The following is a 25,465-nucleotide window of genomic DNA, read 5'->3' on the forward strand; positions in this document are numbered from 1 at the left end:
CAATAAGTAGCGCCTCGCGGGGAGGCGCGCCCAAGGAAGGCGACCTGTATACGTCGTCTTCCACCCCGCTCCTTTTTGTAGAGTATCACGGGTTCTATGTTCAAGAATAGGACATATATGAGCACTCCGGTAGACGATCCATATCGCGTTGTATTGGCAGATCTCCACGCTAGGCGTAAGCGGATCTCTGAGGAATTGGCCGAGATCGAGTCAACGGTTGCCGTGATTGAACGAATCTTGGCTCGATCTGGGAGCGCCGTCGCCATCGTCAGCGCTGAACGTTCAGAAATGATCAGTTCGTCGCGCCCACCAGCGCGAGCCGGAGGCAACATCAACTTCGCGAACATGAGCGTACGGTGGGCCGTATTGGGCTTCCTAGCGGAAGAGGCGACCGGCCCAATGGGCAGCGGCGCCCTTGCGAATGCACTTAGACAGAGAGGCCTTGAAAAGCAGGGGCCGAGCCGGTTTGGCAACGTCGTGTCTGCTGTTATTAGCAACCTGAAGGCTAAGGGTGAGATTGAAGCGGTCGATGGCGGCCTTTATCAGTTGACGGCAGCAGGGCGCGCGATGTGGGCACACATTCGGGCGAGTGCGAAGTTTCGGATTAGTCAGGGGCTGATGACGCAAGACGATCTCCTGGTCGAATCGGCATAGTTGGCGGCATGCAGACGGTTGCCGTTTCCGCCGCCGAAGCGATCACGGACCTCGCACAAGCTCGTCACTACTACGCGTCGAAGCTCGTCAGGGCACATCAGATTACGTGTCACGGGGCGCCGGTAGTGATCGTTTTCGAGGCTGAAAACACGCACCTATTTTCAGAGGAGGTTGAGGATACTGACGCGATTCCTGCCGACCAGCTCGTAACAAAGAAGCAGTCCGGCGGCCGTGAAGAGATCCGGCAATTCTCGTTGGACAGGGCGCGGCTCATGGACTGCGTGTTGCCGGCGATCACGTCCTTTACGCACTGCCATGCCGGCGCGGGGCCGCCAACCCACTCGACGCGTCTCATGTACGGGAAGGCGATGCCATGCGGTCGACACATGTGTGTCGTTCTGCGCCCAGGCCCAAAAACCGCCTGGACGGTTGTGACATCATTCCCCATGCAGAAAGCCAAATACTCTGAACGCTGCCGCATGAAGCCGACAAGGTTTCCGGTAGCGCGAACAACGGGCGAAAACTGACGCGCGAACCGATTGTGCCAAACCACACAGTTTTAGCGCTGTTTTGGCGCTTGACGTGTTTTTTGTGGCCTAGTACTTTATCGGGAGTCCATAGCGCGTCGGCTGGCTACCTAGTCAGACGAAGGACGCCACTAGTCGTAAGGCGGGTGGTAACGCTGCCTGACCCCGACGGCCTCACGGCTTTCGGGGTCCTCCTTTTTTAGGCGGCGCCGATTTTAGCCAACGCGCTTCTGCAGCGCGCTTAGCGCTCGCCGAGCGTTCTTCTGGGCTGAGCCTGGCGGCCCTAGCCGATCCACCTAGTATTCCACCGCGCCGGCCTCTCTCTATCGCTGCTGGATCTTTCCCTTGGTCCGGATCGATCTCCGTAGCTGTCCGCGTCGTCAGATCGGTAATCATCTTCGCAAGCTGGTTGGAATCGCGCGGGCGCTTCGGTCGGGTCATGCTCGCAGTATGGGGACCGACCGCGCCCACCGTCAACGGCAATCGAAACTGAGACAGTGCCCCTTTAGGTCCGCCTGACGCCGCCCTCAGTTGAGCACGAAACTCCGGAAGAACCACATCCACGTATCCAGCAGGAAGTCGCCACCGATCGGGGGAAGGTTGTCGTGGTTCGCGTCGGGCCATTCGACGTACCACACCGGCGCGTTGTTGGCCTTCAGCGCCTTGACCAGCTCCTGCCCCTGGCTCGCCGGAACGCGCGCGTCCTTGCCCGCCTGCAGGATGAGCGTCGGCTTCTTCAGTTCCGCCGCATGCGCCAGCGGCGAGATCGACGTCAAGTACTGACGCATCCCCGGATCGCGTTCGTCGCCGTACTCCATCCGCCGGTTCTCCTGGCGCGGCGCGTCGGTCTGCTCGAGAAACGTCACGAAGTCGGTGATGCCGGCGCCTTCGATGATGCCGCGAATGCGGCTGTTGTAGACGATGCCGGCCTGGAGCGCCAGCCATCCGCCATAGCTGACGCCGTTCAGGACGACGCGGCTCTTGTCGAGATCCGGGCGGGCGGCAATCCAGTCGAGCAGCGCGCCGATGTCCTTGATCGCGCCGTCGCGGCCGCGCCCGTTGTCGAGCTCGGCGAACTTGCGTCCGAATCCGCCAGAGCCCCTGACGTTCGGGTAGACGATGGCGACGCCCAGTTCGTTGAGCAGGTAGTAGCTGCGCCCGCGGAACGTGGCGCGCTCGCGCAGATCGGGGCCGCCGTGAATCTGGATCATGACGGGCCGCGGGCCGGTGAATTTCTGGGGCGGGCGATAAAGGATTCCGGAGATCGTCTGCCCGTCGAAACTCTTCCACTCGACCACTTCAGGAGCGGGCAGGACGTCGGCGTTGAAGGTGGTCTCGCTGAACGTCCAGCGGGTCATCGTGCCGAGCGAGGCGTCGATCGAATAGACGTCGGAGTACGACTTGACCGACCCGAACGAAAAAGCGAGCTCGCGCGATCCCGGACGCCACTGGAGCTGCGTGACGACCCCTTTCGGCATCGGCGGCAGCGCGCGCGGCTTCAGCGTGGTGAGATCGAACAGCTGCAGATCCGTATAGGCGCCCTTGTCGACCACCACCGCCAGCGACGTACCATCCGGGGAGAGCTCGAATCCCGCCGTACTGCTCGCGTTGCCGATGTCGACAATCATCCCCTCGGGGGTGACCGGCGACCACGTGCAGTTCGCGACGTCGCAGCGCCAGATGCGGAAATCGCCCCCCTGGCGATCGCTGATCGCGTACACCTTCTTGCCGTCGAGCGAGAACCGCGGATTGGACCACGACGCCTTCCCGCCCTCGCGCGGAGTGATCGCCTTCTTCTCCCCGGTCTTCACGTCGACGCGCCACAGATACGATTCCGAATTACCGAGGTTCTCGCTCGCGAGCAGCGCCGTGCCGTCGGGCGACCAGTCCTCGGCCGCATAGGCGCCGTCGAACTCGGCAAGGCGCCGCTTGGTGCGGGGGTCCGCCGGCTGAATCACATAGAGATCGCGATCCTTGCCGTCGCGTTCCGCGGAGTCGTAGGCGAGCCATTTTCCCTGACGCGACCAGACGTGAAGAAAGCGCGTCTTCGACGCCGTGACCAGGCTCGTCTCGCCGGTCGTCAGGTCGTAGCGGTAGAGGGAGCGCAGCTCGGTGCCGCCGGGATCGTACTGAAAGACGAAGGTATTGCCGTCGGCTGGATCGAAGGAGACGTTCTCGAACACCGGCAGCCCCTCGGGATACCACGTGAGCTGGCGGCGGTTCCGGCCGGGCCCCTCGACGAGGTGGAGCTGAGGCGTCGCTCCCAGGGCGGTAGTGATGAGAACCTGCCGCTTGGTTGGATGCCAGGCCATCATCTGCGCCTGGCGGAACTGGGCATATCTGGCCAGACCGTCGGCGATGGATTGCGGGATCGGCGGCATCCCGTCGATCTTGACGTTGGCCGGAGGCGAGACGGTCTTTTCCTCGATCTGCGCACCGGGAGCCAGGACGGACAGCGCGAGCACCGCAGCGGCGAGATATCGCAAAGGACTCACATTATAGAGGCTGGCCCAAACTTCGGACCGGTACCCACCGTCCAACACTGGAACCATGAAGTTCGTCATCGCCGGCGGCACGGGATTTCTCGGCAACCCCCTCGCCTGGACGTGGGCTGAGGAGGGGCACGACGTCCGCATCCTGACGCGGGCGTTGCCGGCTGGCCAGGCGCGTCACGAGCCCGGGACGGGCAGTCCCGGAATCTCGCGGGTCGGCTGGGCGCCCGACGGCAAGGCCGGACCGGTGGCCACCGACGTCGACGGCGCCGCCGCCGTCATCAACCTGGCCGGCGAGTCGATCGCCGGCGCGCGCTGGACGCCGGCGCGCAAGGCTGCCCTGCGCCAGGGCCGACTGATGGCGACGCGATCGCTCGTCGCCGCGATAGCGGCCGCTCAGGTTCCGCCGCCGGTGTTCGTCTCGGGAAGTGCCGTCGGGTTCTACGGCGACCGCGGCAGCGAGGTGCTGCCCGAGGAATCCGGACCGGGACGCGATTTTCTCGCCGACCTGTGCGTGGCGTGGGAGGCAGAGGCGCGGCAGGCGGAGCAGGCCGGGGTGCGCGTCGTGCGGCTGCGCACCGGCATCGTGCTCGAGAAGGACGGTGGCGCGCTGCCGCAGATGGCGCGGCCCTTCCGCCTGTTCGCCGGCGGCCGGATCGGATCGGGGCGGCAGTACATGTCGTGGATTCACCGGCGCGACTGGGTCGAGATGGTGCGGTGGATCGTCGAGACGCCCGGCGTCGCCGGCGCGGTCAACGTCGTGACGCCGCATCCGATCACCAACGCCGAGTTCGCCCGCGCGCTGGGCCGGGCGCTGCGCCGCCCCGCGCTGGTGCCCGCGCCGCGTGCCGCCCTGACGCTCGCGCTTGGCGAGCTCGCCGGCGCGCTATTCGCCAGTCAGCGCGCGCTGCCGGGGGCCGCGGCCGCTCATGGCTATCACTTCCGCTATCCGGAGATCGACATCGCGCTGCGCGGCATCTACGGTGACTCGTAGCGCCGGCGTCCACTCGCACCTGCGAACCGCACGCTGCGGGCTACAGCACCCGGGCAAAGCCGTACAAGTCATCCCCCTTCACCGGCTCGCCCAGGTAGGCTCGCAGCAGCAACCGTGCCGCAAGCCACGCCACTCCGGCACCGTGGCGGCCCTGGCCAAGCGCGAAGAGATGACGCGGGAAATTCCGGTGCGGGCCGACGACCGGCAGGCCGTCGGGTGAACAGTAGTCGATCGCTTCCCAGGCCCACTCCGGCGGCACCCCCGAGATCGCGGGAAACAGCGTCGTGAGCTCGTACATCAGCTCGTTGGCGCGGGGAACCAGCTGCCGATTGCGCTGCGGCATCGGCGATGGCGGCTGCGCGGCGCCCGAGAACAGCACGCGATCGTCTGGCAGCCACCGCAGCAGGTGAGGCGGATCGTGCGTGTCGCGGATCGCCGAGCGTCGGCTTCCGACCTGCCGGCGGACCGCTGCCGGCAGCGTCCCGGTCACGACGAAGCACGACTGCCGCGGCCGGAAGTGGCGGCGGAGCGCGCGCAGATCATCCGGCAGCGCACCCGAGGCAATCACCACGGCCTCGGCAGTCACGCTCGCCGCCACCGTCTCGACCCGCACCGACTTTCGTCCGGCGCGAATCTTCCGGACGGGGGATCGCTCGTAGACGCTCGCGCCCCGATCCGCCGCCGCCTTCGCCAGGCCGAGGCACATCCGGTACGGATCCAGCGCGTCCCCTTTGGTGCGGATGCCGCCTGCGCCGGCCAGCCCGGTCTCCGCCAACAGCGTCCGCTCGCTCAGCCAGGTCGATTCGACGCCGGCTTCGCGGCGGGCCTGGTACTCGCGCTGGAGTCGCCGGCCGGCGTCGTTGCCGTCGCGCGTGACGTAGACGGCGTCCTGCGGAGCCAGGCCCGCGCGCACGCCGAAACGACGCGCGGCGGCAGCGAAATCAAGCGACGCTCGACGCAGGCCCTGCCAGATATGGCGGGCCGTCCCCATCCCGTGGAGCGCCGCGCTCTCCTGAAACGACGCGTCGAAGTCCTGACGCAGGAGCCCCGCACTCCGCGACGTCTCTCCGGCGCCGACGCGGTTCGCCTCGAGCACCACGACCCGGACGTCAGCCGCGGCGAACGCGGCGGCACACGCGCATCCGGTCAATCCGCCGCCGACGATCACGACCTGGGTCTCGATCTCCTTCGCTGCACGCGGATAATCGGGACGCCGGCTCGTGGGGAATGTGTCGAGGAAGTAGGGAACGGGCCGCACGTGTCGGGATTCTAACCTCAACGCCGTGTCAGAGACCGTGTGGGCGGAGCAGGGCACTCCGTCTGCGCCGTTTCGCTCCGGGATGCCCGCGCGTCACGAACGCCAGGCCGCCCTCCGCAACGGCCGCGACTTCCGGCGCGGCCCCCCGGCGAGCGAAATCACCGAAACAATCGTCCCGATGACGGCGAGCGCGCTGAACGCGCCGACGATGTCAGTGAAGAGCGGCGCGCGCATCCAATGCAGGATATGACTGCCGTAGTGCGCGGCCAGCGCCGCCTCTGCACCGAACCGGATCGTGCGCACCGCGCTCAGGGCCAGCAGAAACGCCCATGGACGCATGCCAATCGCGCCGGCCACGAGCACGAACGGGGTGAACGGAAACGGCGGTGGAATCAACGCGAGCAGGGCGACGACCACGGCACCGCGTTCCACGCGGACCTTGACCCGCTCCAGCCGCTGAGGACTGACGAAATGGGCGAGACCGCCATCGCCGGCTTTTCTGCCAATCCAGAACGTGCCCGCCGATCCTATCGTCGACCCCACGGTCGCGAGGATCACGTACAGCCACGAGAGGCGGGGCGTGCGTGCGGCCATGATGATGACCACGAAGTCGATACCGAGCGGCAGGAAGAACACCATCGAGGCGTCGAGGATCCCCATCGACACGATGCCGGCGGGAGTGAGGAAGTAGCTCAGCAATTGGAAGAAGAGACGCCGCACGACCGGCCATAAGCAAATCGAACGCCGCAGCGCAGCGGCAGTGATTTGGAATAATTGACCCCCCAGCGGGGTTCTCGCCGGGAACCCGTTTTGATGCCGCAGATCTCACACGAGTACGTCAGGCTGGTCCTGGCGCTGGGACGCCATGATGACGATTATGTCGACGCCTACTACGGTCCTCTGGACATCAAGGCGGAAGTGGAGGCAGCCGCGCTGACACTCGACGAAATCGGCGATGCGGCCGCCGCCGTTGCCGCGTCGCTCGGCGAAACGACGGGCGCGGCGAGCGACGAACTCTCGCGGCTTCGACACCAGTATCTGCAGAAGCAGTTGTCGTCGATGCAGGCGCGCGTGCGCATCCTGAAAGGCGAGCACCTGTCGTTCGATGCGGAGTCGGCGGCCCTGTACGACGCCGTAGCGCCGATCTACCCGGAATCACATTTCCAGGAAGTGCTCGACCGGCTCGAGACGCGCTTCCCTGGAAAGGGACTGCTCGCAGACCGCTACGACGCCTGGCGCCGAGCCTTCGTCATTCCCCACGACCGCGTCGATCGTGTCTTCAGAGCGGCGATCGCCGCGTGCCGGCAGCGGACCATCGAGCACGTCGGGCTGCCGGCGCACGAGTCGTTCACGGTCGAATACGTCACCGGCAAGGCGTGGAGCGGCTACAACTGGTATCAGGGCGGCTTCAGGAGCGTGATCCAGCTCAACATCGATCTGCCGATCTACATCGACCGCGCTGTCGATCTGGCCGGCCACGAAGGCTATCCGGGGCATCACCTCTATAACGCGCTGCTCGAGCAGCGCCTCGTCATCGAGCGCGGGTGGATCGAGTTCACGGTCTATCCGCTGTTCTCGCCGCAGTCACTGGTGGCGGAGGGCACGGCCAACTTCGGGATCGAGGTGGCGTTCCCCGGCGGTGGGCGCGTCGATTTCGAGGAGTCGACGCTGTTTCCGCTCGCCGGTCTCGACCCGGCCCGAGCGGCGGAGTACTACGAGGTGCAAGCGCTCGTCGACGACCTGTCGTACGCCGGCAACGAGGCGGCTCGCCGGTATCACGACGGCGCGGTCGATCGCGACGGCGCCGCGGCATGGCTCGAGCGCTACGCGCTGATGCCGCACGAGCGCGCCCTCCAGCGCGTGCGCTTCTTCGACCAGTACCGCAGCTACGTCATCAACTACAACTACGGCAAGGACCTCGTCCGCCGGTTCATCGAATCGCGCGGCGGCACGGCCGATCGTCCCGACGAACGGTGGCGGCAGTTCGAGCTGCTCCTCTCGTCGCCGCGACTGCCTTCCGGTCTGCGGTGACGTTCGTCCGCCGCCATCTCATCCTGTGCGCGACGGCCGCATGCCTGGCGGGCTACACCTACGCGTATACGTCGGGCCGGGCAGGCCTGCCGATCCGCTCCGACGCCTACTCCTACTACGTCTACCTGCCGGCGCTGGCGCTGTATCACGATCCATCGCTGCAGGCAGTCGCCGACGACTGCTGCGGCGGGACGTTTCCGGCATGGACGGCCATCAGTCGCTGGCGCGGGACGCGGCGCTGGGTCGACGCGCATCCGATCGGCGTCGCCGTGATGACGGCGCCGTTCTTTGTGGCGGCGCACCTGCTGACCCGCTGGACGAACCTGTCTCCGGACGGCTTCACGCCCTACTATCAGCACGGCGCAGGGCTCGCCGGCCTGACCTGCGTGATCGCCGGCCTCTGGTTTCTGCGCCGGCTCCTCCGCCGTCATTTCAGCGACGCGACCGCCGACGCATCACTCGTGGCGCTGCTCGCGGGCACCAGCCTCTATCACTACGCCACGTTCGACAGCACCTGGAGCCACGCATTCTCGTTCGTGCTCTGCGCGGCCTTGTTCGAGCGCCTCGACGGCTGGCACGACGAGGCGGGGACTGCAGACGCCGCCGCGATCGGCGCGATCGCCGGCTTGATGGTCCTCGTTCGACATACCAACGCCGTGATTGCCGCCGCGCTGGGCCTGACGCTGGTCGTCCGAAGCAGGAGCTTCCGCGCGGCGCTCCCTGTCGTGATCGCGGTGGCGGCGGCGTCGCTCATTCCGCAGGCGTGGCTGTATCACCGGGCCACCAACCACTGGTTCGTCAGCGCCTATGGCGACATGGGGTTCACCTGGCGCTCGCCGCACATCGCCGGCGTCCTGGTCAGCCCTGCCAAGGGCCTGTTCTTCTGGGCGCCGCTACTGCTCGCGGCAGTCGCCGGGCTGGGCGTTCTTCCCGCGTCCCTCCGTCGCTGGCGGCCGGCCATCGCCGCCATCCTGGTGATCCACACGTATCTCATCGCGAGCTGGTGGGACTGGCAGTTCGGCGCCAGCTTCGGACATCGAGGGTTCGTCGACGTGTATCCGCTGCTGTCGCCCGGGCTCGCCGCGGTTTTCAGCCGCGCGGCCGTCCGCCCCTCGCTTCGTGCCGTGACCACGGTCGCCGTAGTACTGCTCTGCGCGCTGTCGATCTTCCAGATGCTGCAGTACTGGCACGGCGTGATGCCGATGAGCGACACCACCTGGGCACAGTACCGAGGGGCGTTCCTCAGGGGATGGTGGTGAGCCGGCGCGTCCCGCTCGTGCTCGCGATCGTCGCCGCGTTGGCGCTGCTCGCCTACCTCCGCGACCCGCCGTGGCTCGTCAACCAGGCGTCAGGACTGCGCCAGTGGGAGCATCCGGCAGGGCAGCCCCGCTACCGGTGGTCGACGGGCCACGCGTCGTTCTTCGTCGAGGCCGGGGCGGGCGCGTTCGACGTCCCGGTGTCGACGACGTTCGACGCGCCGGACAGCCAGCCGATGCTGGTCAGCGTCGACGTCGACGGCCAGCTGGCGGTGCGCGCGGTACTGACCGACCCGTCGTGGACGCGCATTCATGTCGTGCTGCCGCCGCCGGGTGGGCGAAGGGTGCGGCGGATCGACCTGCGGACGAACGTGACCCGGGATACCTCCTACGGCGTCCGCGTCGGGGCGCTCGAGTTCCCGCCGCGACTGGCCGCGGGTTTTCCTCGCTGACCAGCCCGGCATTTCGGCGGCGCCGCACGCCGCGACGGCCGACACGCTACTATCTGCTGGCGATGCGGTCCTGCCTGCGATGTCCATGACGCCAGTCCCACACATGATGCGCGTGGTCGAGATCGGCTCACCGGGCGGCCCCGACGTGCTCCGCCTCGTCGAGCGTCCGGTCCCGGCGCCTGGCGCGGGTGAGGTCCTGATCCGTGTGGCCGCCGCCGGCGTGAACCGGCCCGACATCATGCAGCGCCTGGGGAAGTATCCGCCGCCGCCGGGCGCCTCGGACATTCCCGGCCTGGAAATCTCGGGAGAGATCGTCGGCGGCCACGATTGGGCCGGCCGCCGCGTCTGCGCGCTGGTCAGCGGCGGCGGCTACGCCGAATACTGCGTCGCGCCGCTCGAACAGTGCCTGCCCGCGCCGGCGGCGCTCCCGCTCACGCACGCGGCCGCCATCCCCGAAACTTTCTTCACGGTGTGGACGAACCTGTTCGAGCGGGCTGGCTTGAAACGTGGCGATCGCCTGCTCGTGCACGGCGGCACGAGCGGCATCGGCACGACGGCCATTCAACTCGCGTGCGCCCGCGGTGCGTGGGTGCTGGCAACCGCCGGGTCCGATGAGAAAGCCGCCGCCTGCCGCCGCCTCGGCGCAGCGGACGCGTTCAACTACCGCACCGGCGATTTCGTCGCGGCGGTGAAGGTTGCGACAGACGGTGAAGGCGTCGACGTCGTGCTCGACATCGTCGGCGGCGACTACCTGCCGCGCAATCTCGAGTGCCTGCGGATGCACGGACGGCTGGTGCAGATCGGGCTGATCGCCGGATCGAAGTCGCTCGTCGATCTGCGTCCGGTGCTCCAGCGGCGGCTGACGATCACCGGATCGACGCTGCGGCCGCGCGGCGTGGCCGAGAAAGGCTCGATCGCGCGGGCGCTCGAGCGCGAGGTGTGGCCGCTGCTCGAGAGCGGCGCGGTGAAGCCGATCGTCGACGCCGAGTATCCGCTCGCGCGCGCCGCAGAGGCGCACCGCGACCTCGAATCTGGGCGGGTCATCGGCAAGCTGTTGCTGATTATCTAGTTCGTGTCCGTGCCAAGGGTGCTGCACCAGCACCATTAGCACCCTTGGCGCCTTTTGCACCAGCCCCGTTAGCACCTTTGGCCCCCTTTGCACCCTTGGCACCTTGTTCTCAAACGTCGCCCCTCGGACGCGCCTGTCCGCGCTCGGGCTTCCGGTAGGCGCTCTCGTTCCCCGCCTACTCGGGCGCGGGGTCCTGACTCGCCAGGCGGGCGCTGACCCTCTGCCGTCCGTATTCGGCCAGCCGCTTCAGCGCCTTCACGCGTTCGGAGCGATCGATGCCGGCCTTGTTCACCGCCGCGCGAAGTGTCTCGATGGTCTTGTCGTAGGTCCCGAGGTCGACGGGATAGGGAAAGCCGTCCTTGCCGCCGTGCGCGAACGAGAATCGAGCCGGGTCGCGCGTGCTGGCCGGCGTGCCGTGGATGATCTCGGCTGCGAGGGCCAGCGCGCGCAGCGTCTTCGCGCCGACACCCTCCATGCCGAGCAGGCTCTCGAAGTCTGCCGGCGCGCGCTCGTAGGTCTTGAGCAGAATGCGATCGAGGTGCTGCGGATTGACATCGGCCAGCAGCACCGCGTGGCGCCGCGGCATGTCCAGCAGCGGACGGTCCTTGATCGCCGAGAGCACGACCTGCGGCTTCTCGCGCGCCAGGGCCGCCGAGGCTCCGCGTGCGGCTTCGCTCTCCGCCGCGACCAGGTTCAGAGTCGGCGCCTCCTGCTCCGCACACACGGCCGCGTGCGGCTCGTTGACGAAGCTCTCCAGACGTGAGGCGAGCCAGTGATATCGCCGCGCCATCCGGCTGTGCTCGTCCATCCCCTGCTGCACCACGCACCAGCCGGCGGTCGGCGTGAAAAAGAACGCGTGGTGGTATAGCTGATAGCCGTCCTGGACCGCCGCGCTGTCGACCTTGGCCGCCATGCGGCTGGCGTAGACGAGCGGCGCCGCGTCGATCGAGAGGCGATCGCAAAAGGCGACGATCTCGCCGGGTGTCCGGCGCGACACGGCGCCCTTGCCGCCGCCGACGTAGATGCCGAGGTCCTTTTCAGTGCCGCGCAGCCCTTCCTTCAGCGCGCCCGTGACCGTCGTGGTGACGCCGCTCGAGTGCCAGTCGAAGCCGAGCACGCAGCCGAACGCCTGGAACCAGAACGGATCCGAGAGACGGCGTAGCATTTCGTCGCTGCCGTAGTCCTGGACGACGTTGGCGGTGATCTCGCGCGCCAGCCTGACCATTCGCGAGAACAGCCAGGCCGGCGCGCGTCCGCCGTGCAGAGGAAGTTGTGCGGAACCGGTACGCATGGCGGGATGGCGCGATTGCCGATTCGAGCATAGCAGACGCAAGGTATGCTCACCGTCGGTGTCGAGCAGGATTTCGATCGGAGCGCTCGTCGCGCTTGTCGGTCTCGGAGCACTGCTGAGGCTCGACGCTTTCACCGGACACTACGGCACGCTCGAGCATCCGGCGTGGGCGCGGGTGGCCACGCGCGACATTGCGCCGGCGGCGCGGCGCGTGCGGCCCGGCAGCGTCGCATGGGCGCCGATCGCCGACCCTTACGTCGGCGGCGACCCCATCAATTACCTGAAGTTCGCCCGCGAGATGCGCACGTTTTACCAGCCGCACGTGCGCGAGCCGGTCTTTCTCGCGGTGACGCGAATCGCGCTGGCGCTCCTCGACGATCAGGACGCCGCCGTCAGCCTCGCCTCGGCGGCGGGATCGCTGCTGCTGATCGTCGGCGCCTACCTGCTCGGCGCGGAGCTGATCTCGCCGCTCGCCGGCCTCGCTTCGGCAGCGGTGATGGCCATCGACTACGACCTCGTCACCTGGGCACCGGACGGCTGGCGCGACGACATGTTCTCGGCAACCGTGGCGCTCGCCGCGTGGGCGTTCGTGCGTTTTCGCCGGCATCCGTCGTTCGGCAACGCGCTGCTCGTCGGATTCACTTCCGGCGCCGCCTGCCTGACCCGCATCACCGCGGTGTCGTTCGCGCTGCCAGCGCTGCTGTGGGTGAGCGCGGCGGGCCCGGGCGCGGTGCGGCCGCGCCTCGAGTACGCGGCGGTCGCCCTCGTCGTGCTCGCCGCGATCGTCGGCCCATTCCTCCTGAGCTGCGCCATCGCGACCGGCGATCCGCTCTACGCGATTGACTATCACACCGTGTACTACCGCGCCGCCGATGGTCTGTCGGTCAGCACGCCGATGAGTGCCGGAGAGTACCTGTGGGGCAAGTTCGCGGCGCACCCGCTCGGCACGCTTGACGCCGGGATCACCGGCGAGTTCGTCCGTCCGTTCACGATCAAATGGAACGGCCTGCGCATCTGGGCCGCGTGGCTGCCGGCAGCCACGGCTGCCGCCGCGTTGCTGGGATTGCTGATGCTGCCGTTCACGGCAGACGGCCGCCTGCTGCTCCTGATGCTGCTGGGCTCGCTGTTGCCGTATGTCTTCACCTGGAACATCGCGGCGGGAGGCGAATGGCGCTTCACGATGCACGCCTATCCCTTCTACGTCGTCGCGGCGTGCTTCGCCGTCGCGGGTGTTGCGAGGCTGATCAGGGCACTCGTGACGCAGCCCGCGTCGTGGCGTGCGCGCGCGATGTGGCTAGGCGTGCGCGCCGGCATCGTCTGCGCGCTCGTAGCCGCGGCGGTCGTGGTCTACGTCGGGGTGCTGCCGTGGTTCGTCGCCAGTGAGGCCATCGGCAAGGGGGACTCGGTCAGCATCGGCACCGGGGGTCGCGATCGCGCGTTCTATCGGTCGGGATGGTCCCGCGCGCACAGCGAAGGCATCGTCACAGTGCGGGTGTCGATCGCGCCGCGCGCCGCCGTCAGCATTCCGCTGCCGGTTCGCCGCGCCTACGATCTCGTCCTCCGCCTCGACCCCGCCGCGCCGGCGGACGGCCAGTCGATGACGGTGCTCTTCAACCAGCAGATCGTGCTGAGCACGACCCTCGACTGGAACGCGCAGCGCGTCGGCGCGTACCGCCTGCACGTGCCGATCGAATGGATGCGAACGGGGCGCAACGATCTGGTGATCGTGCCAACGCCCACGGTTGCCGCCGCCACCGCGGATTCACGATTCAGCTGGCTGCGGCCCGATCAACGCCTTGGAGTGCGCATCTGGATGGTCCGCGTCATTCCCTTGACCTAGCGACTCTGCCGTTCGCCCAGCTCATCACGGCATCCAACCCATCTCAGTGTTGTATACGGTTGAAATACCGAACGCATCCACAGTAAGGTCTGCGGGACGGACTTCAAGGGAGGAGTCTCACATGAAAGTCGTTCTGCGGCTGCTGGTCGTCGTCTGCATGGCGGCCGGCGCACCTCGCGCGTTCGCACAGGGATCCAACACCAAGGCCACGTTGACCGGCGTCGTCCAGGACGCGTCGGGCGGAGTGGTGCCCGGCGCTTCAGTGACGGTACGCAACACCGCCACCGGCGTCGTCAACGAGACCATTTCGAACGAGACGGGCGCCTTTGCCGTCGCCGCGCTCGATACGGGCACCTACGAAGCCACGGTGTCGCTGCAGGGGTTCAAGACCTTCAAGGCTGAAAAAATCGTTCTGACACCTGGCGCCACGGCCAACGTCACAGCCAAGCTCGAGGTGGGCGGCACCGAGGAATCGGTGACCGTCGTCGCGCGCAGCGAGTTGATCGACACCACGTCGACGACGGTGTCGGCGACGATCAGCTCGGATCAGATCCAGAACCTTCCGGTCGTCACCAAGAGCGCGATGCAGATCGTGACGTTCCTGCCTGGCATCAACGCCAACAGCACGCACGTGCAGCGCAACTCGACGGCGCTCGGCCTGCCGCAGAGTGCCATCGCTATCGTCATCGACGGCGTCAACATCCAGGACCAGAGCGTCAAGTCGACCGACGGCTTCTATCCAGACATCCGGCCGCAGAACGACCTCGTCGAGCAGGTCAGCGTCACGCAGGCGACCGGCTCCGCCGACTCGTCGGGCCAGGGGTCGGTGCAGGTCAAGTTCGTGACGCGCTCCGGCTCCAACACGTTCACCGGCAGCGCCTATGAGTACCTGCGCGACAGCGTGCTCAACTCGAACTCATGGGCCAACTCGTCGCGCGGCCTGCCGAAGAACGAGATCAATTGGAACCAGTTCGGCTTCCGGGTCGGCGGACCAATCGTGATCCCGGGGCTCTACGACGGCCACAACAAGGCGTTCTACTTCGTCAACTACGAGGAGTTCCGCCTGCCGATTACCTCGCAGACGACGCGCCAGTACGTGTCGCCGGCGGCGGCCGGCGGCCTCTTCCAGTACGGCTGCACGGCGTCCGGCTGCGCGAGCTCGAAGAATCTGTTCCAGGTCATCGGCGGCTCCGCCGATCCGACGGTCGCGTCGATGCTCTCGCAGATCAATGCTGCGACGCTCACGCAGGGGGCGATTCAGTCGAACGTCGATCGCAATACGCTCGCCTACACGTGGCAGCCGAACCTGTTCCGTGCCGAGCACCTGCCGGGCGGCCGCCTCGACGTCAACCTCACGAAAAACCACCGCCTGACGGTGACCCAGATCTATCAGAAGGTGAACTCGGATCCCGACATCATCAACAACGGCTATCCGAGCTTCCCTGGCTTCGCGGTCGACAGCACGCAGTATTCGTTCCGCTACACCGGCACGGCGTCGCTGCGCTCGACGCTGTCGCACAACATGGTCAACGAAGGCGGCTGGGGGACGATCTGGTCGCCGGTCTACTTCTCGGCGAACGTCACACCCGATCGCTACCTGGGCGGCTACAACCTGACGTTCCCGCAGCTGCCGACCGGCACCAATCTGACACCGTTCAACGTCACCGGCGCCGCGCAGAACCGCAACGGCTCGAATTACAACTTCCACGACACGGTCAACTGGCTGAAAGGGCGCCACAGCCTGTCGTTCGGCGGTGTTTACACCAACGTCAGCGACCTCGAACAGTCGCACAGCATCGTCCAGGCGCTGACGCTCGGCTACGACACGACCAACGATCCGACCGCCGGGCTGTTCAATACGACGACCTTCCCCGGCGCGACAGCCACCGATCTGACCAACGCGCGAAACCTCTATGCGCTCCTGACCGGCCGTGTGAGCCAAGTGACCGGCAATGCCGTGCTGCAGCCTGACGGCAGCTACGTCTACCGCGCCGATCCGACCGAGCTGATTCACCAGCCCGAGGTCGGGCTGTTCCTGCAGGATCAGTGGCGGCTGAAGCCGACTGTCACCGTCAATGCCGGCCTGCGCTATGAGCTGCAGTACCCGATTCGGTCCGCGGAGAACACCTACTCGCGCAACGACGTGAACGACCTGTGCGGACGGGCCGGTACCGGTGCGGCGGCGAGCAACGCGCCGCTGGCGACGATCGGCTGCCAGTTCGGCATGCCGGGCGTGCCGCTCACCGGCGCGGCGCCGACCTACAAGCAGTACACGGCGGGAACACCCGGCTACAGTCTCGACAAGAACAACTTCGCGCCAAGCGTCGGCGTGGCATGGCAGCCGAACGTCGAGGGCGGGTGGCTGCGGAAGATCCTCGGCGATCCGGGTTTCGCAACGCTGCGCGCCAGCTACGGCCGCGCCTTCAACCAGCCGGGCACCAGCGACTACCTCGGGACGCTGCGCACCGGCCCCGGCCTCACCGTCAACGCCAACCGCAACACGACCAACGGCAACCTGGTGCTGGCGGGCGAGCAGTGGCCGATCCTCCTCAGCCAGACGTCGCGCCTGGGACCGCCGGCGACGTGCCCCTCGGGACAGACGGTCGGCTGCATCCCGACCAGCGCCGTATTCCCGCAGCCGATCAATTTCACGACCGGCATGGCGGTGTTCGATCCGAACTACCAGACGTCGTACACCGACTCGTGGAGCGCCGGCTTCCAGCGCGCGCTCGGCAAGGACACCGCCATCGAGGTCCGCTACATCGGCAACCGCACCGAGGGGATCTCGACGACGGTCAACTACAACGAGGGCGACATCTACAACGCCGGATTCGGTTCGAGCGCGAACTTCGTCGAAGAGTTCAGGAAGGCGCAGCAGAACCTGGCGGCCAACGTCGCCGCCGGACGCGGCGCCACGTTCGCGTATACCGGCGCTCCGGGCACGGCGCCGCTGCCGATCTTCCTGGCCAGTTACACGGGGCAGGGAGCCGCCGCCGCTGGCAATCCGGCCGCCTACACCGGGACGCAGTGGTCGAACACCGCGACGATTCCGTCGCTCTCGTTACTGACGCCGAACATCGGCACGTTCGGGTCGGTCATCCTCCCGAACAACACCGCCAACACCACGAACGGCCTGTTCGCCAACGGGACCTTCCGCGCCAACGGCGTCGCGGCCGGCATGCCGACGAACTTCTGGGTCATGAATCCGGACGTTCTGGCTGCGAACCTTCGCACGGCGGAAAACTTCACCCGCTACCACACCCTGCAGCTGCTGCTGAACCATCGCCTGACCAAGGGCCTGGCGTTCAGCGCCAACTACGCCTATCAGGTGCAGTGGGCCTCGCAACTCGACACGCTCTTCCGTGAGCGCTCGGTGCTGCGTTCGGCGTCGGCGCCGCCGCACGCGTTCAAGATGACGGCAAACTACGAGGTCCCGGTCGGCCACGGGGAGCGCTTCGGCTCCGACATGAACAAGTGGCTCGACGGGATCGTCGGCAACTGGCAGGTGAACCTGACCGGGCGCGTCGAGACGGGACGCCTGATCGACATCGGCGACGTCAAGCTGGTCAACATGACCCTGTCGGACCTGCAGAAGGAGTTCAATTACTACACGGCGGCCGACGGCTTCGTCTATAACCTGCCGCAGGATTTGATGGCGAACACCATCAAGGCCTGGGCGATCGACGTCAGCAGCCCCACCGGCCACCCGCTCTGCACCGGCTCGAACGCCGCGACCTGCGGCGGCCCCGACACGACCAAGCCGTACATCGCGCCGGCGAGCGACGCGAGCTGCACGACGATCATCACGGGCGACTGCAACGTCCGCCAGCAGCTGATCAACGCGCCGCTGTTCAGCCGCTTCGACTTCAGCGCCAAGAAGCGGTTCCCGCTCGGCGGCCGCGCCAGCTTCGACTTCGAGATCGGCCTGCTGAACGTCTTCAACGCGATCGACTACAACTCGGTGTTCCCGACGACCAACGCAGGCTTCGCCAGCGGCGATACCTATCGCGTGACCACGGCGTACGCCGACATCAACAACACCTACGATCCCGGCGGCCGTATCGGCCAGCTCGTATTCCGGGTCAACTGGTAGAGGCGACGATTGACGATGCGTATCCGGTTCGCTCCCATCGCAACGCTGCTGCTGACCGCAGCCCTCCTGCCCGCCCCCGCCGCGGCGCAGGCGGCCAGCGGCCAGCCGACCACCACACCCGCGAAGTCGACTCCTTCAGGGAGCGACGATCACGGCGACTACTTCGGCGGCATCGACGTGGTGAACCGCGTCCTCAACCGCGGCGAGTCGACGACCTATCAACCAGGATGGTTTGCCGGCGCGTCCTATCGCATCACGCACGTCGTCAGCGTGACCGGTGAGGCCACCGCCGACTATCGCGACGACAACGGCACCAGCCAGCACATCACGACGTTCTCTGGCGGTGTGCGTTTCCAGTCAGGGTCGCGCGCCGCGAAGGTGCGTCCGTTCGCGACGATCCTGATGGGAACCGGTCTGGACAACCTCACCACCGACGGCACCACCAATCACTACCCGGTGGTGACGCCGGGCGGCGGCGCCGACTTCCGGCTGGCCGAGCACCTGGCGGCGCGCGTCAAGCTGGACTTCCCGCTCTACGCGACGTTCGGCGACGTGCACAAGGGCGCGCGTCTGGCGCTCGGGATCTCGGTGCCGGTCGGCACGCGGTAGCGGCGCCGAGCGCGCGTCCTTTCCCCCTTGAGGCGGAACCGCACCAATGGGTGTGGTTCCGCGCGAGTGAGCGCCGCGTGCCGGGGAGTCCGACGGGCAAGCCGAGTCCGCCGCGCGAGTGAGCGCCGCGAACGAGCCAGCGGCACGGAGCGAGCCGGCGAAGCGGCGAGCGAGTGACGCTGCCGGGGAGTCCGAGGGGCAACGCCCCTCGGATTTAAACGTCCAGTTCGACGGCCTCTTCCGCCCGTTCCATGATGAAGCGGAAGCGCGCGGACGGGTCCTTCCCCATCAGCTCGTTGATCACGCGGTCGGTGACGATCTGGTCCCCGATCTCGACGCGCAGCAGGCGCCGGGTGCGAGGATTGAGCGTCGTCTCCCACAGCACCTTCGGCATCATCTCGCCGAGCCCCTTGAACCGCGTGATCTCGGGTGTGCCGCGGCCGTTGCCGTGCGCCTTCAGCAGCCGCGCCTTGTGGGCCTCGTCGAGCGCCCAGTAGGTTTCCTTGCCGATGTCGATGCGGTAGAGGGGCGGCTGCGCGAGGAAAACCCGGCCCAGCGTGATGAGCTGCGGCATGTGCCGGTAGATGAACGTCAGCAGCAGCGTCGCGATGTGGTGGCCGTCGGAGTCGGCGTCGGCGAGGATGATGATCTTGCCGTAGCGCGTCCGGCTCGCATCGAAGTTCTTGCCGAGCCCGCAGCCGAGCGCGGTGACCAGATCGGTGAGCTCCTTGTTCTCCAACACCTTGGCGAGCGACGCGCTCTCGGTGTTCAGGACCTTGCCGCGCAGCGGCAGGATCGCCTGTTTCGTGCGATCGCGCCCCTGCTTGGCGGAGCCGCCGGCCGAGTCCCCTTCGACGATGAAGATCTCGCTGTCGTCGCGTCCGGGCGACGAGCAGTCGCTCAGCTTGCCTGGCAGCGTCAGGCGGCCCGACGTCGCCGACTTGCGCGTCACCTCCTGCTGCGCGGCCCGGCTCGCCTCGCGGGCGCGCGCGGCCAGGATGATGCGCGCCACGATCGACTCGGCGACCGAGATGTTGGTGTTGAGCCAGTGCTCGAGCGGCGGCCGCACCTGCGAGTCGATGGCGGCGGTCATTTCCGGGTTGTTCAACCGGTCCTTGGTCTGACCCTGGAACTGCGGCTCCTGGATGAACACGCTCAGCACCGCGACCAGACCTTCGCGGATGTCCTCCGCCGTCAGCGTGACGCCTTTCGGCGAAAGGTTGTGCGTGTCGATGAAGTTCCGCACGGCTTTACCGAGCCCGGCGCGAAAGCCGTTCTCGTGGGTACCGCCCGAGCCGGTCGGGATGCCGTTGACGTAGCTCCGGACGTGTTCGTCGGTCGACTGCGTCCACTGCAGTACGACGTCCATGCGCAGGCCGTCCTCGCGCGTGAGCGTGAACGGCACGTCGTGGACGGGTGTGGCGCTGCGCTCGGCGATGATCGTGCGCAGGTAGTCGACCAGCCCCTCGGTGTGCTGGTAGGCGGCCTTGTCGCCGGTCTCCTCGTTCTCGAACGAAACCTTGATGCCCTTGTGGAGGTAGCTCGAGATCTCGAGACGCTGCTTGATGACCTCGGCGTCGAACTCGACCTTCGGAAAGATCGTGGAGTCGGGACGGAAGAACACCGTCGTGCCGGTGCCGCGGGCCGGGCCGAGCTTCTTCACCGGACCGACCGGATGCCCCTGCGCGAAGCGCTGCTCCCAGACGGCGCCGTCGCGCTTGACGGTGGCGACCAGCTCCTTCGACAGTGCGTTGACGACGCTGGCGCCGACGCCGTGGAGCCCACCGGCCGTCTTGTAGCTGCCGGCCTCGAACTTGCCGCCGGCGTGCAGCGTGGTAAACACCACCTCGAGCGCGCTCTGCTTCGTCTTCGGATGCTTGTCGACCGGAATGCCGCGCCCGTCGTCTTCCACCGTGAGCGACGCGCCGTCGGCGTGCAGCGTGACGCGGATATTGGAGGCGTGGCCGTTCATCGCCTCGTCGATCGCGTTGTCGAGGATCTCCCAGACGAGGTGATGGAGGCCGGTGCTGCCGACGCCGCCGATATACATGCCGGGGCGCTTGCGAACCGGCTCGAGCCCCTCGAGAACCGTGATGTCTTTTGCTGTGTAGGTCGCCAAGGAGGCCATCTTACCGCGGGACGATCCAGGTGCCGGCCAGGCGGTCCTGCAGCCCGCGCGTCGGCCGCGCGATCGCCCACAGCGCCGCGGCGATCGCCGCCAGGAGCAGCATCGACTGCACGGCAATCAGCGCGGGCGAGCTCGTGCCGTCGCTCCTGAACACATAAGAGACGAGCATCGCGGCAATCGGCGACCAGCAGACGACCGCACGCCAGAGGGCGCGGAGGCGCGACACGGGTTGGCCGCGCCTGTTGACCAGCGCCGCGCGGCACGGACGGAACGTGAAGCCGCTGCCCGTCACCAGCGCGCCGATCAGGGCGAGCAGCGCCGGAATGGCGCTGGTACCGGCGGCGATCGCCAGCGCCGTCGTCAGCAGCCCGGCGAAGGTCGTGAGACGCGCGAGACCCGACCGCTCCTTCGCGATCAGGGCCTCGACAGTCTCGTCGGCGCGGCGGACCTCGTCTGGCGTTCGATCTCGATGCGCGTCGAGGGCCAGGTAGGCGCGGTCGCGTCCGCCGCGCGCGCCAAGGTTCGGATACGAGCGCGCCCAGGTATCCGGAGCGCGTACTTCGGTGGCGAGATGTTCCGCGATGTAGATCTCGGCGGCGGTCTTGCGCGTCTGCGCCGTGGCATCGCTGCGGCGCGACCCCTTTTCGGCCTGCTCGATCGCCCCGAGGCAGGTCTGCAGTGCGAGGATCTCCTCCCGGTCCACCTTCTGCCGGTTGAGCGCGACGATCGTGCCGAGTGAACTGATGGTGAGGGCGATCGGCAGCGCAGCGCTGGCGGCCACCTGGACGAGCCGGCGCTGGCGCGGCAGGACCGCGGGACCCGCGAGCGCAGCGCGTACGCCGTCGCGCAAGTCCTCGGGCGAGGCAAAGGTTGACGTCCGCAGCGCGAGCAGCGCCTTGCGCGCCGCGAGCGGCAGCGGCGTGTTCGGCGGCAGCGCCGCGGCGCCGCCGGCCGGAACGCCGAGAAGCGCGGATGCGGCCACCGTATAGAGGAACTGCTGCGTGGAGGCGACATCCGCCGTCGGGCCGACAGCCGCCGGCTGCGGAGCGTCGAGCAGCCGCGCGCGGCCGTCGTGGCAGAGGAGCACCAGTCCCGGATCGAGCGGCGGCAGCGTGCCGTCCTTGAGGCCGGCGACGACTTCACTCGTCAGATCCTCGAGCCAGTAGCGGACGCGCGACCAGGACTGCCGGGCCGCAGCGACGTCGGCGAGCGGGGCGCCCTCGAGCGCTTCGTAGGCGTCCCAGCTCTGCTCGCCGCGGCGGCCGCCGAGCCATCGCGCCCGGCCCGGCCGATCGAGATCGCGACGCACCGCATCGAGCGGTGGCGTGGCCGGCGGCAGCAGATCGATCCGGACGCGGCGGTGCAGCCGCTCGTCGAAGCCGGGAACCGTCAGGGCGGATCCGGTGGACCACGCCGTTCCAGGGGAAAGCCGGTACGGCCCGACGGCTTCGCCGCCGTCGAATGGCGCGTCTGAAACCTGACGAATCGCGGTCGCCCGATCGCGGGCCTCGCGTCGGGCCCGCCGTCGAACCACGCGGGTTCCGCTGAGGCGATCGTGCAGGCCGAGAAAGCCGCTCGACGGGCGCGCGACACAGAACAGGAGCACGAACGCCGCCGCGCCGGCGACGGCGTCGAGCGCGCTCACCGCAATCTCGGGAACCCGCCGCACGACGAGCCAGGTCACGATCAGGACCACCATCTGCCAGGGGACAGCGAACGCGAGCGCCCGTTCGACGCCGCGCCGGATGCCTGGTGTCGCCTGCGACCGATCGACGACACGCAGGCCCAGCAGCGCCTTGCCGGCCGCCGCCCCCCAGTGTCCTTCGAGCAGCCCGTAATAGAGCGCAGTCGTCGCCACGGCGATCGCGGCCACGATGACCCCGTCGATGCGATGAGACGGGCTGAGTGGAAAGAGCCCGAGCAGTGGCGTCAGCAGCCCGGCGGGAATGCTGGTGATCCACGCGTCGACGGCCCCGGCCGTCAGCCGGCGAACGAGCGGTGCGGGCGGCTGACTGGCCGAACCGAACGGCTCGAGCGCCGCGTGCAGCATGGTGTAGTTCGCGAAACGCGCCGACGGATCCTTCTCGAGGCAGCGCATGATCGCCTGCGCGAGCCGATGCGGCACGTCGGCGCGCAGCGTCGCAATGGACGGTGGTGGCTCTGACGCCACACGCGCCAGCAGACCGGTCGTGCTCTGATCCTCGAACGGGGCGCGGCCGGCGAGGAGGTAGAAGAGCGTCGCGCCGACCGAATAGATATCGGAGCGCAGATCCAGCGCGTCGCCGCGCAGCTGTTCAGGCGACGCGAACCCGGGCGTGCCGAGAATGGTGCCGCGATCACCGCTTCCGTGCACCGCGCCGATCGACAGCCCGAAATCGCCGACCAGCACCCGTCCGTCCGCGGCGACGAAGCAGTTCGACGGCTTGACGTCGCGATGCAGGATGCCGATCGACGCCGCGGCCTCGAGCCCGGCAATCACCTGCAGCACGGCGTCGACCGCTGCCGGCGGTGCCATCGGCTCTCCCGGTATGACGAGGTCCTTCAGCGTGCCCGACGGCGCGAGCTCCATCGCGATGACCAGGAAGCCCTGTACCTCGGTGGTGCCGAACACGTAGACGGTGTTGGGGTGGCTCAGCGACGCCGCCAGCCGGCCTTCCTGCAGAAACCGCTCGCGCTCCTCGTCGTCGCCGATGCCGCGGCTCAGGATTTTGATCGCGACGCGCCGGCCGCTGTCGAGCTCCTCCGCTTCGTACACCTGCCCCATGCCGCCTTTCCCGATGGGACGGACGATGTGATAGCGGCCGAACTGCTGGCCCGCCGCGAAGAGGAACGGCAGATCGACGGGCATGCCGCTGCCCGAGGGGGCGAAGGAGCGCGTCAGCGCCTCCGACGACCACGCGGCCGCGAAATCGTGATCGGTGCGCGTGTCGTCGGGCCGGTCGGGGCTCATCCGGAAAGTCGTCTGTGAAGGTTCGTCAGAGTTTCTTGAGCAGCGCGATCTGTCCCGCGTGATAGGCATCGTGCTGGACGATGCCGTGGAACAACTCGCGATAGGTGACGCCGGCGCCAAGCGACCGATCGCGCGGATCGACGGACGGAGCGGCCAGCGCCTCGTCGGTCAGGCCGCCGACGGCCGCCAGCAACCGCTCGTGCGCGGCGTCGAGAGCCGCCAGCGCCGCGGCCCAGCGGTCCGGCGAGGGGTCGCCAACCGGGGGCCAGTCACCCCCTTCAGGCTCAGCCGCCGGCGCTCCGCCCGCGCGGCGCGCCACCTCGTTCCGCCAGCCGGCCAGATGGAGCACAATCTCCCAGATCGAGTGCGCCTCCGCTGCCGGCCGGCGCGCCGCCTGTGACGCCGAGACGCCCTGCAGGATCGTCCTCAGCGCCGAGCCGTGCCACGGATCGCCGTGGTGGGCGCGCACGAGTTGATCGGCAAGCCGGACGGCTTCCATTTACTCGAGCAGCAGGGCGCCCGGATCCTCGACGAGCTGCTTGACCCGCACGAGGAACTGGACTGCTTCCGAACCGTCCACGATCCGGTGGTCGTAGGTCAGCGCGGTGTACATCATCGGCCGGATCACTACCTGGCCGCTCACGACGACGGGACGATCCTTGATGGCGTGCAGACCGAGAATGGCGACCTGCGGCGGATTGAGGATGGGTGTGCTGAGCAGCGATCCGAACACGCCGCCGTTGGTGATGGTGAACGTCCCGCCACGCAGATCGGCGAGCGAGAGCGTTCCATCCTCCGCCGCCTTGGCGAACTCACGAATCCTGCCTTCGATCTGAGCGAACGACATCCGATCGGCGTCGCGCAGCACCGGCACGACGAGCCCCTCGCTGGCGCCGACCGCAATACCGATGTCGTAGTAGTGCTTCAGCACCATCTCGTCGCCCTGGATCTCGGCATTGATCCGCGGGAATTCGCGCAGCGCGCCGATCACCGTTTTGACGAAGAACGAGGTCAGCCCGAGGCCGACGCCATGCTTCTCTTTGAACGATTGTTTGTGCCGCTCGCGAACCGCCTGGATCGCCGACATGTCGACTTCGTTGAAGGTCGTGAGCATCGCGGCGGTGCTCTGCGCCTCGACGAGCCGCCTGGCGATGGTGGCGCGACGCTTCGACATCCGCACGCGCTCTTCGGAGCGGTCGCCGCTCTGTCGCCGTTCCTCGCGGATGGGCGTGGCCGGCCGCGTGCCGGCAACCACCGGCTCGGCCTTCGCCGCGGGAGGCGCGACCGCCGGCGGCTCCGCCGCGGCCCCACGCGTGGAGGCGGACTCCACGTCGCGTCGCATCACGCGGCCCGCGACGCCGGTACCCTCGACCGTCTTCAGGTCGACCTGATTCCGATCGGCGACATTCTTCGCCGCGGGGGTGGCGCGCTTCCGGTCGGCTGCCGGCTGCCGGCTGCCGGCGTCCGGCCGCGGACTCTCGGCCTCTGGCTTCTCCTCGCCCGTTCCCCCCTCTTCGATCACGCCGAGCACTTCCCCGACCTTGACGTCGGCGCCGTCGCCATGCGCGATGCGGCTGAGCACGCCCGCCTTCGGCGCGGCCACTTCGAGATCGATCTTGTCGGTCTCGAGCTCGACGAGCGGTTCTCCAGCCGACACCTGGTCGCCTTCGCGCTTCAGCCAGCGGGCGACGCGCGCATCGACGATCGATTCACCAACTTCGGGTACTACGACGTTCGCCGACATTCAGGGCTCCTGGCGGTGTGGGTTTCCGGTTATGAAGATTACCGACTCCCAATCTCGGACGTGCTTCGGTCTGGAAA

At 67.7% G+C, this 25,465-nt stretch carries 18 protein-coding genes; 10 read left to right on the plus strand and 8 right to left on the minus strand.

Annotated elements, in window-relative coordinates:
- Positions 1-117: 117 nt before the first annotated feature.
- Positions 118-654 carry a hypothetical protein gene (locus VGI12_02780; GenBank protein HEY2431570.1) on the plus strand — a complete coding sequence of 179 codons (537 nt, stop codon included), beginning with the start codon at positions 118-120 and terminating at the stop codon, positions 652-654.
- 8 nt (positions 655-662) lie between these two features.
- The gene (locus VGI12_02785; protein HEY2431571.1) at positions 663-1,181 is read left to right on the plus strand and encodes a hypothetical protein; all 519 of its coding nucleotides are present in this window, start codon (positions 663-665) and stop codon (positions 1,179-1,181) included.
- 527 nt (positions 1,182-1,708) lie between these two features.
- Here VGI12_02785 and VGI12_02790 read toward each other — a convergent pair.
- A complete protein-coding gene (locus VGI12_02790; GenBank protein HEY2431572.1) occupies positions 1,709-3,667 on the minus strand; it encodes a prolyl oligopeptidase family serine peptidase in 1,959 nt (652 codons plus the stop codon).
- Between the two features lie 64 nt (positions 3,668-3,731).
- On the opposite strand from VGI12_02790, the gene VGI12_02795 reads away from it, so the two are divergent.
- The gene (locus tag VGI12_02795; GenBank protein ID HEY2431573.1) at positions 3,732-4,667 is read left to right on the plus strand and encodes a TIGR01777 family oxidoreductase; all 936 of its coding nucleotides are present in this window, start codon (positions 3,732-3,734) and stop codon (positions 4,665-4,667) included.
- Positions 4,668-4,707: 40 nt separating this feature from the next.
- Here the strand turns inward: VGI12_02795 and VGI12_02800 are convergent, their stop codons facing one another.
- On the minus strand, positions 4,708-5,925 hold the full coding sequence (locus tag VGI12_02800; GenBank protein ID HEY2431574.1) for an FAD-dependent oxidoreductase: 1,218 nt from the start codon (positions 5,923-5,925) through the stop codon (positions 4,708-4,710).
- Positions 5,926-6,018: 93 nt separating this feature from the next.
- On the minus strand, positions 6,019-6,645 hold the full coding sequence (locus VGI12_02805) for a VTT domain-containing protein (protein ID HEY2431575.1): 627 nt from the start codon (positions 6,643-6,645) through the stop codon (positions 6,019-6,021).
- A 93-nt stretch (positions 6,646-6,738) separates the two neighbouring features.
- Between VGI12_02805 and VGI12_02810 the strand changes: the two genes are divergently transcribed.
- The 4 genes from VGI12_02810 to VGI12_02825 all read left to right on the plus strand — a co-directional run bounded on the left by VGI12_02810 (position 6,739) and on the right by VGI12_02825 (position 10,733).
- The gene (locus VGI12_02810; protein HEY2431576.1) at positions 6,739-7,956 is read left to right on the plus strand and encodes a hypothetical protein; all 1,218 of its coding nucleotides are present in this window, start codon (positions 6,739-6,741) and stop codon (positions 7,954-7,956) included.
- Entirely contained in the window at positions 7,953-9,215 is a 1,263-nt protein-coding gene (locus VGI12_02815; protein ID HEY2431577.1) for a hypothetical protein, read from the plus strand. Before VGI12_02810 ends, VGI12_02815 begins: the two co-directional genes overlap by 4 nt.
- Positions 9,212-9,664 carry a hypothetical protein gene (locus VGI12_02820; GenBank protein HEY2431578.1) on the plus strand — a complete coding sequence of 151 codons (453 nt, stop codon included), beginning with the start codon at positions 9,212-9,214 and terminating at the stop codon, positions 9,662-9,664. Before VGI12_02815 ends, VGI12_02820 begins: the two co-directional genes overlap by 4 nt.
- 85 nt (positions 9,665-9,749) lie before the next feature.
- Positions 9,750-10,733 carry an NAD(P)H-quinone oxidoreductase gene (locus VGI12_02825; GenBank protein ID HEY2431579.1) on the plus strand — a complete coding sequence of 328 codons (984 nt, stop codon included), beginning with the start codon at positions 9,750-9,752 and terminating at the stop codon, positions 10,731-10,733.
- Between the two features lie 175 nt (positions 10,734-10,908).
- On the opposite strand, the gene VGI12_02830 is transcribed toward VGI12_02825, so the two are convergent.
- Entirely contained in the window at positions 10,909-12,024 is a 1,116-nt protein-coding gene (locus VGI12_02830) for a DUF763 domain-containing protein (GenBank protein ID HEY2431580.1), read from the minus strand.
- Between the two features lie 58 nt (positions 12,025-12,082).
- Between VGI12_02830 and VGI12_02835 the strand changes: the two genes are divergently transcribed.
- From VGI12_02835 to VGI12_02845, 3 genes are all read left to right on the plus strand, one after another.
- Entirely contained in the window at positions 12,083-13,864 is a 1,782-nt protein-coding gene (locus tag VGI12_02835; protein ID HEY2431581.1) for a glycosyltransferase family 39 protein, read from the plus strand.
- Between the two features lie 121 nt (positions 13,865-13,985).
- Complete coding sequence (locus VGI12_02840) at positions 13,986-17,957, plus strand: TonB-dependent receptor (protein HEY2431582.1); 3,972 nt, start codon at positions 13,986-13,988, stop codon at positions 17,955-17,957.
- A 15-nt stretch (positions 17,958-17,972) separates the two neighbouring features.
- On the plus strand, positions 17,973-18,566 hold the full coding sequence (locus tag VGI12_02845; protein HEY2431583.1) for an outer membrane beta-barrel protein: 594 nt from the start codon (positions 17,973-17,975) through the stop codon (positions 18,564-18,566).
- Positions 18,567-18,780: 214 nt separating this feature from the next.
- On the opposite strand, the gene VGI12_02850 is transcribed toward VGI12_02845, so the two are convergent.
- The 4 genes from VGI12_02850 to odhB are packed head-to-tail and all read right to left on the minus strand — an operon-like array spanning position 18,781 to position 25,388.
- On the minus strand, positions 18,781-20,685 hold the full coding sequence (locus tag VGI12_02850) for a DNA topoisomerase IV subunit B (protein HEY2431584.1): 1,905 nt from the start codon (positions 20,683-20,685) through the stop codon (positions 18,781-18,783).
- Between the two features lie 10 nt (positions 20,686-20,695).
- Positions 20,696-23,644, minus strand: a complete 2,949-nt coding sequence (locus VGI12_02855; protein HEY2431585.1) for a protein kinase — start codon at positions 23,642-23,644, stop codon at positions 20,696-20,698.
- A 25-nt stretch (positions 23,645-23,669) separates the two neighbouring features.
- Entirely contained in the window at positions 23,670-24,143 is a 474-nt protein-coding gene (locus tag VGI12_02860; GenBank protein ID HEY2431586.1) for a DinB family protein, read from the minus strand.
- Positions 24,144-25,388 (minus strand): 2-oxoglutarate dehydrogenase complex dihydrolipoyllysine-residue succinyltransferase, encoded by a 1,245-nt coding sequence (odhB, locus tag VGI12_02865; protein ID HEY2431587.1) that lies wholly within the window; start codon positions 25,386-25,388, stop codon positions 24,144-24,146.
- Positions 25,389-25,465: the final 77 nt, after the last annotated feature.

Source organism: Vicinamibacterales bacterium, assembly GCA_036496585.1.
Classification (GTDB): Bacteria; Acidobacteriota; Vicinamibacteria; order Vicinamibacterales; family 2-12-FULL-66-21; genus JAICSD01.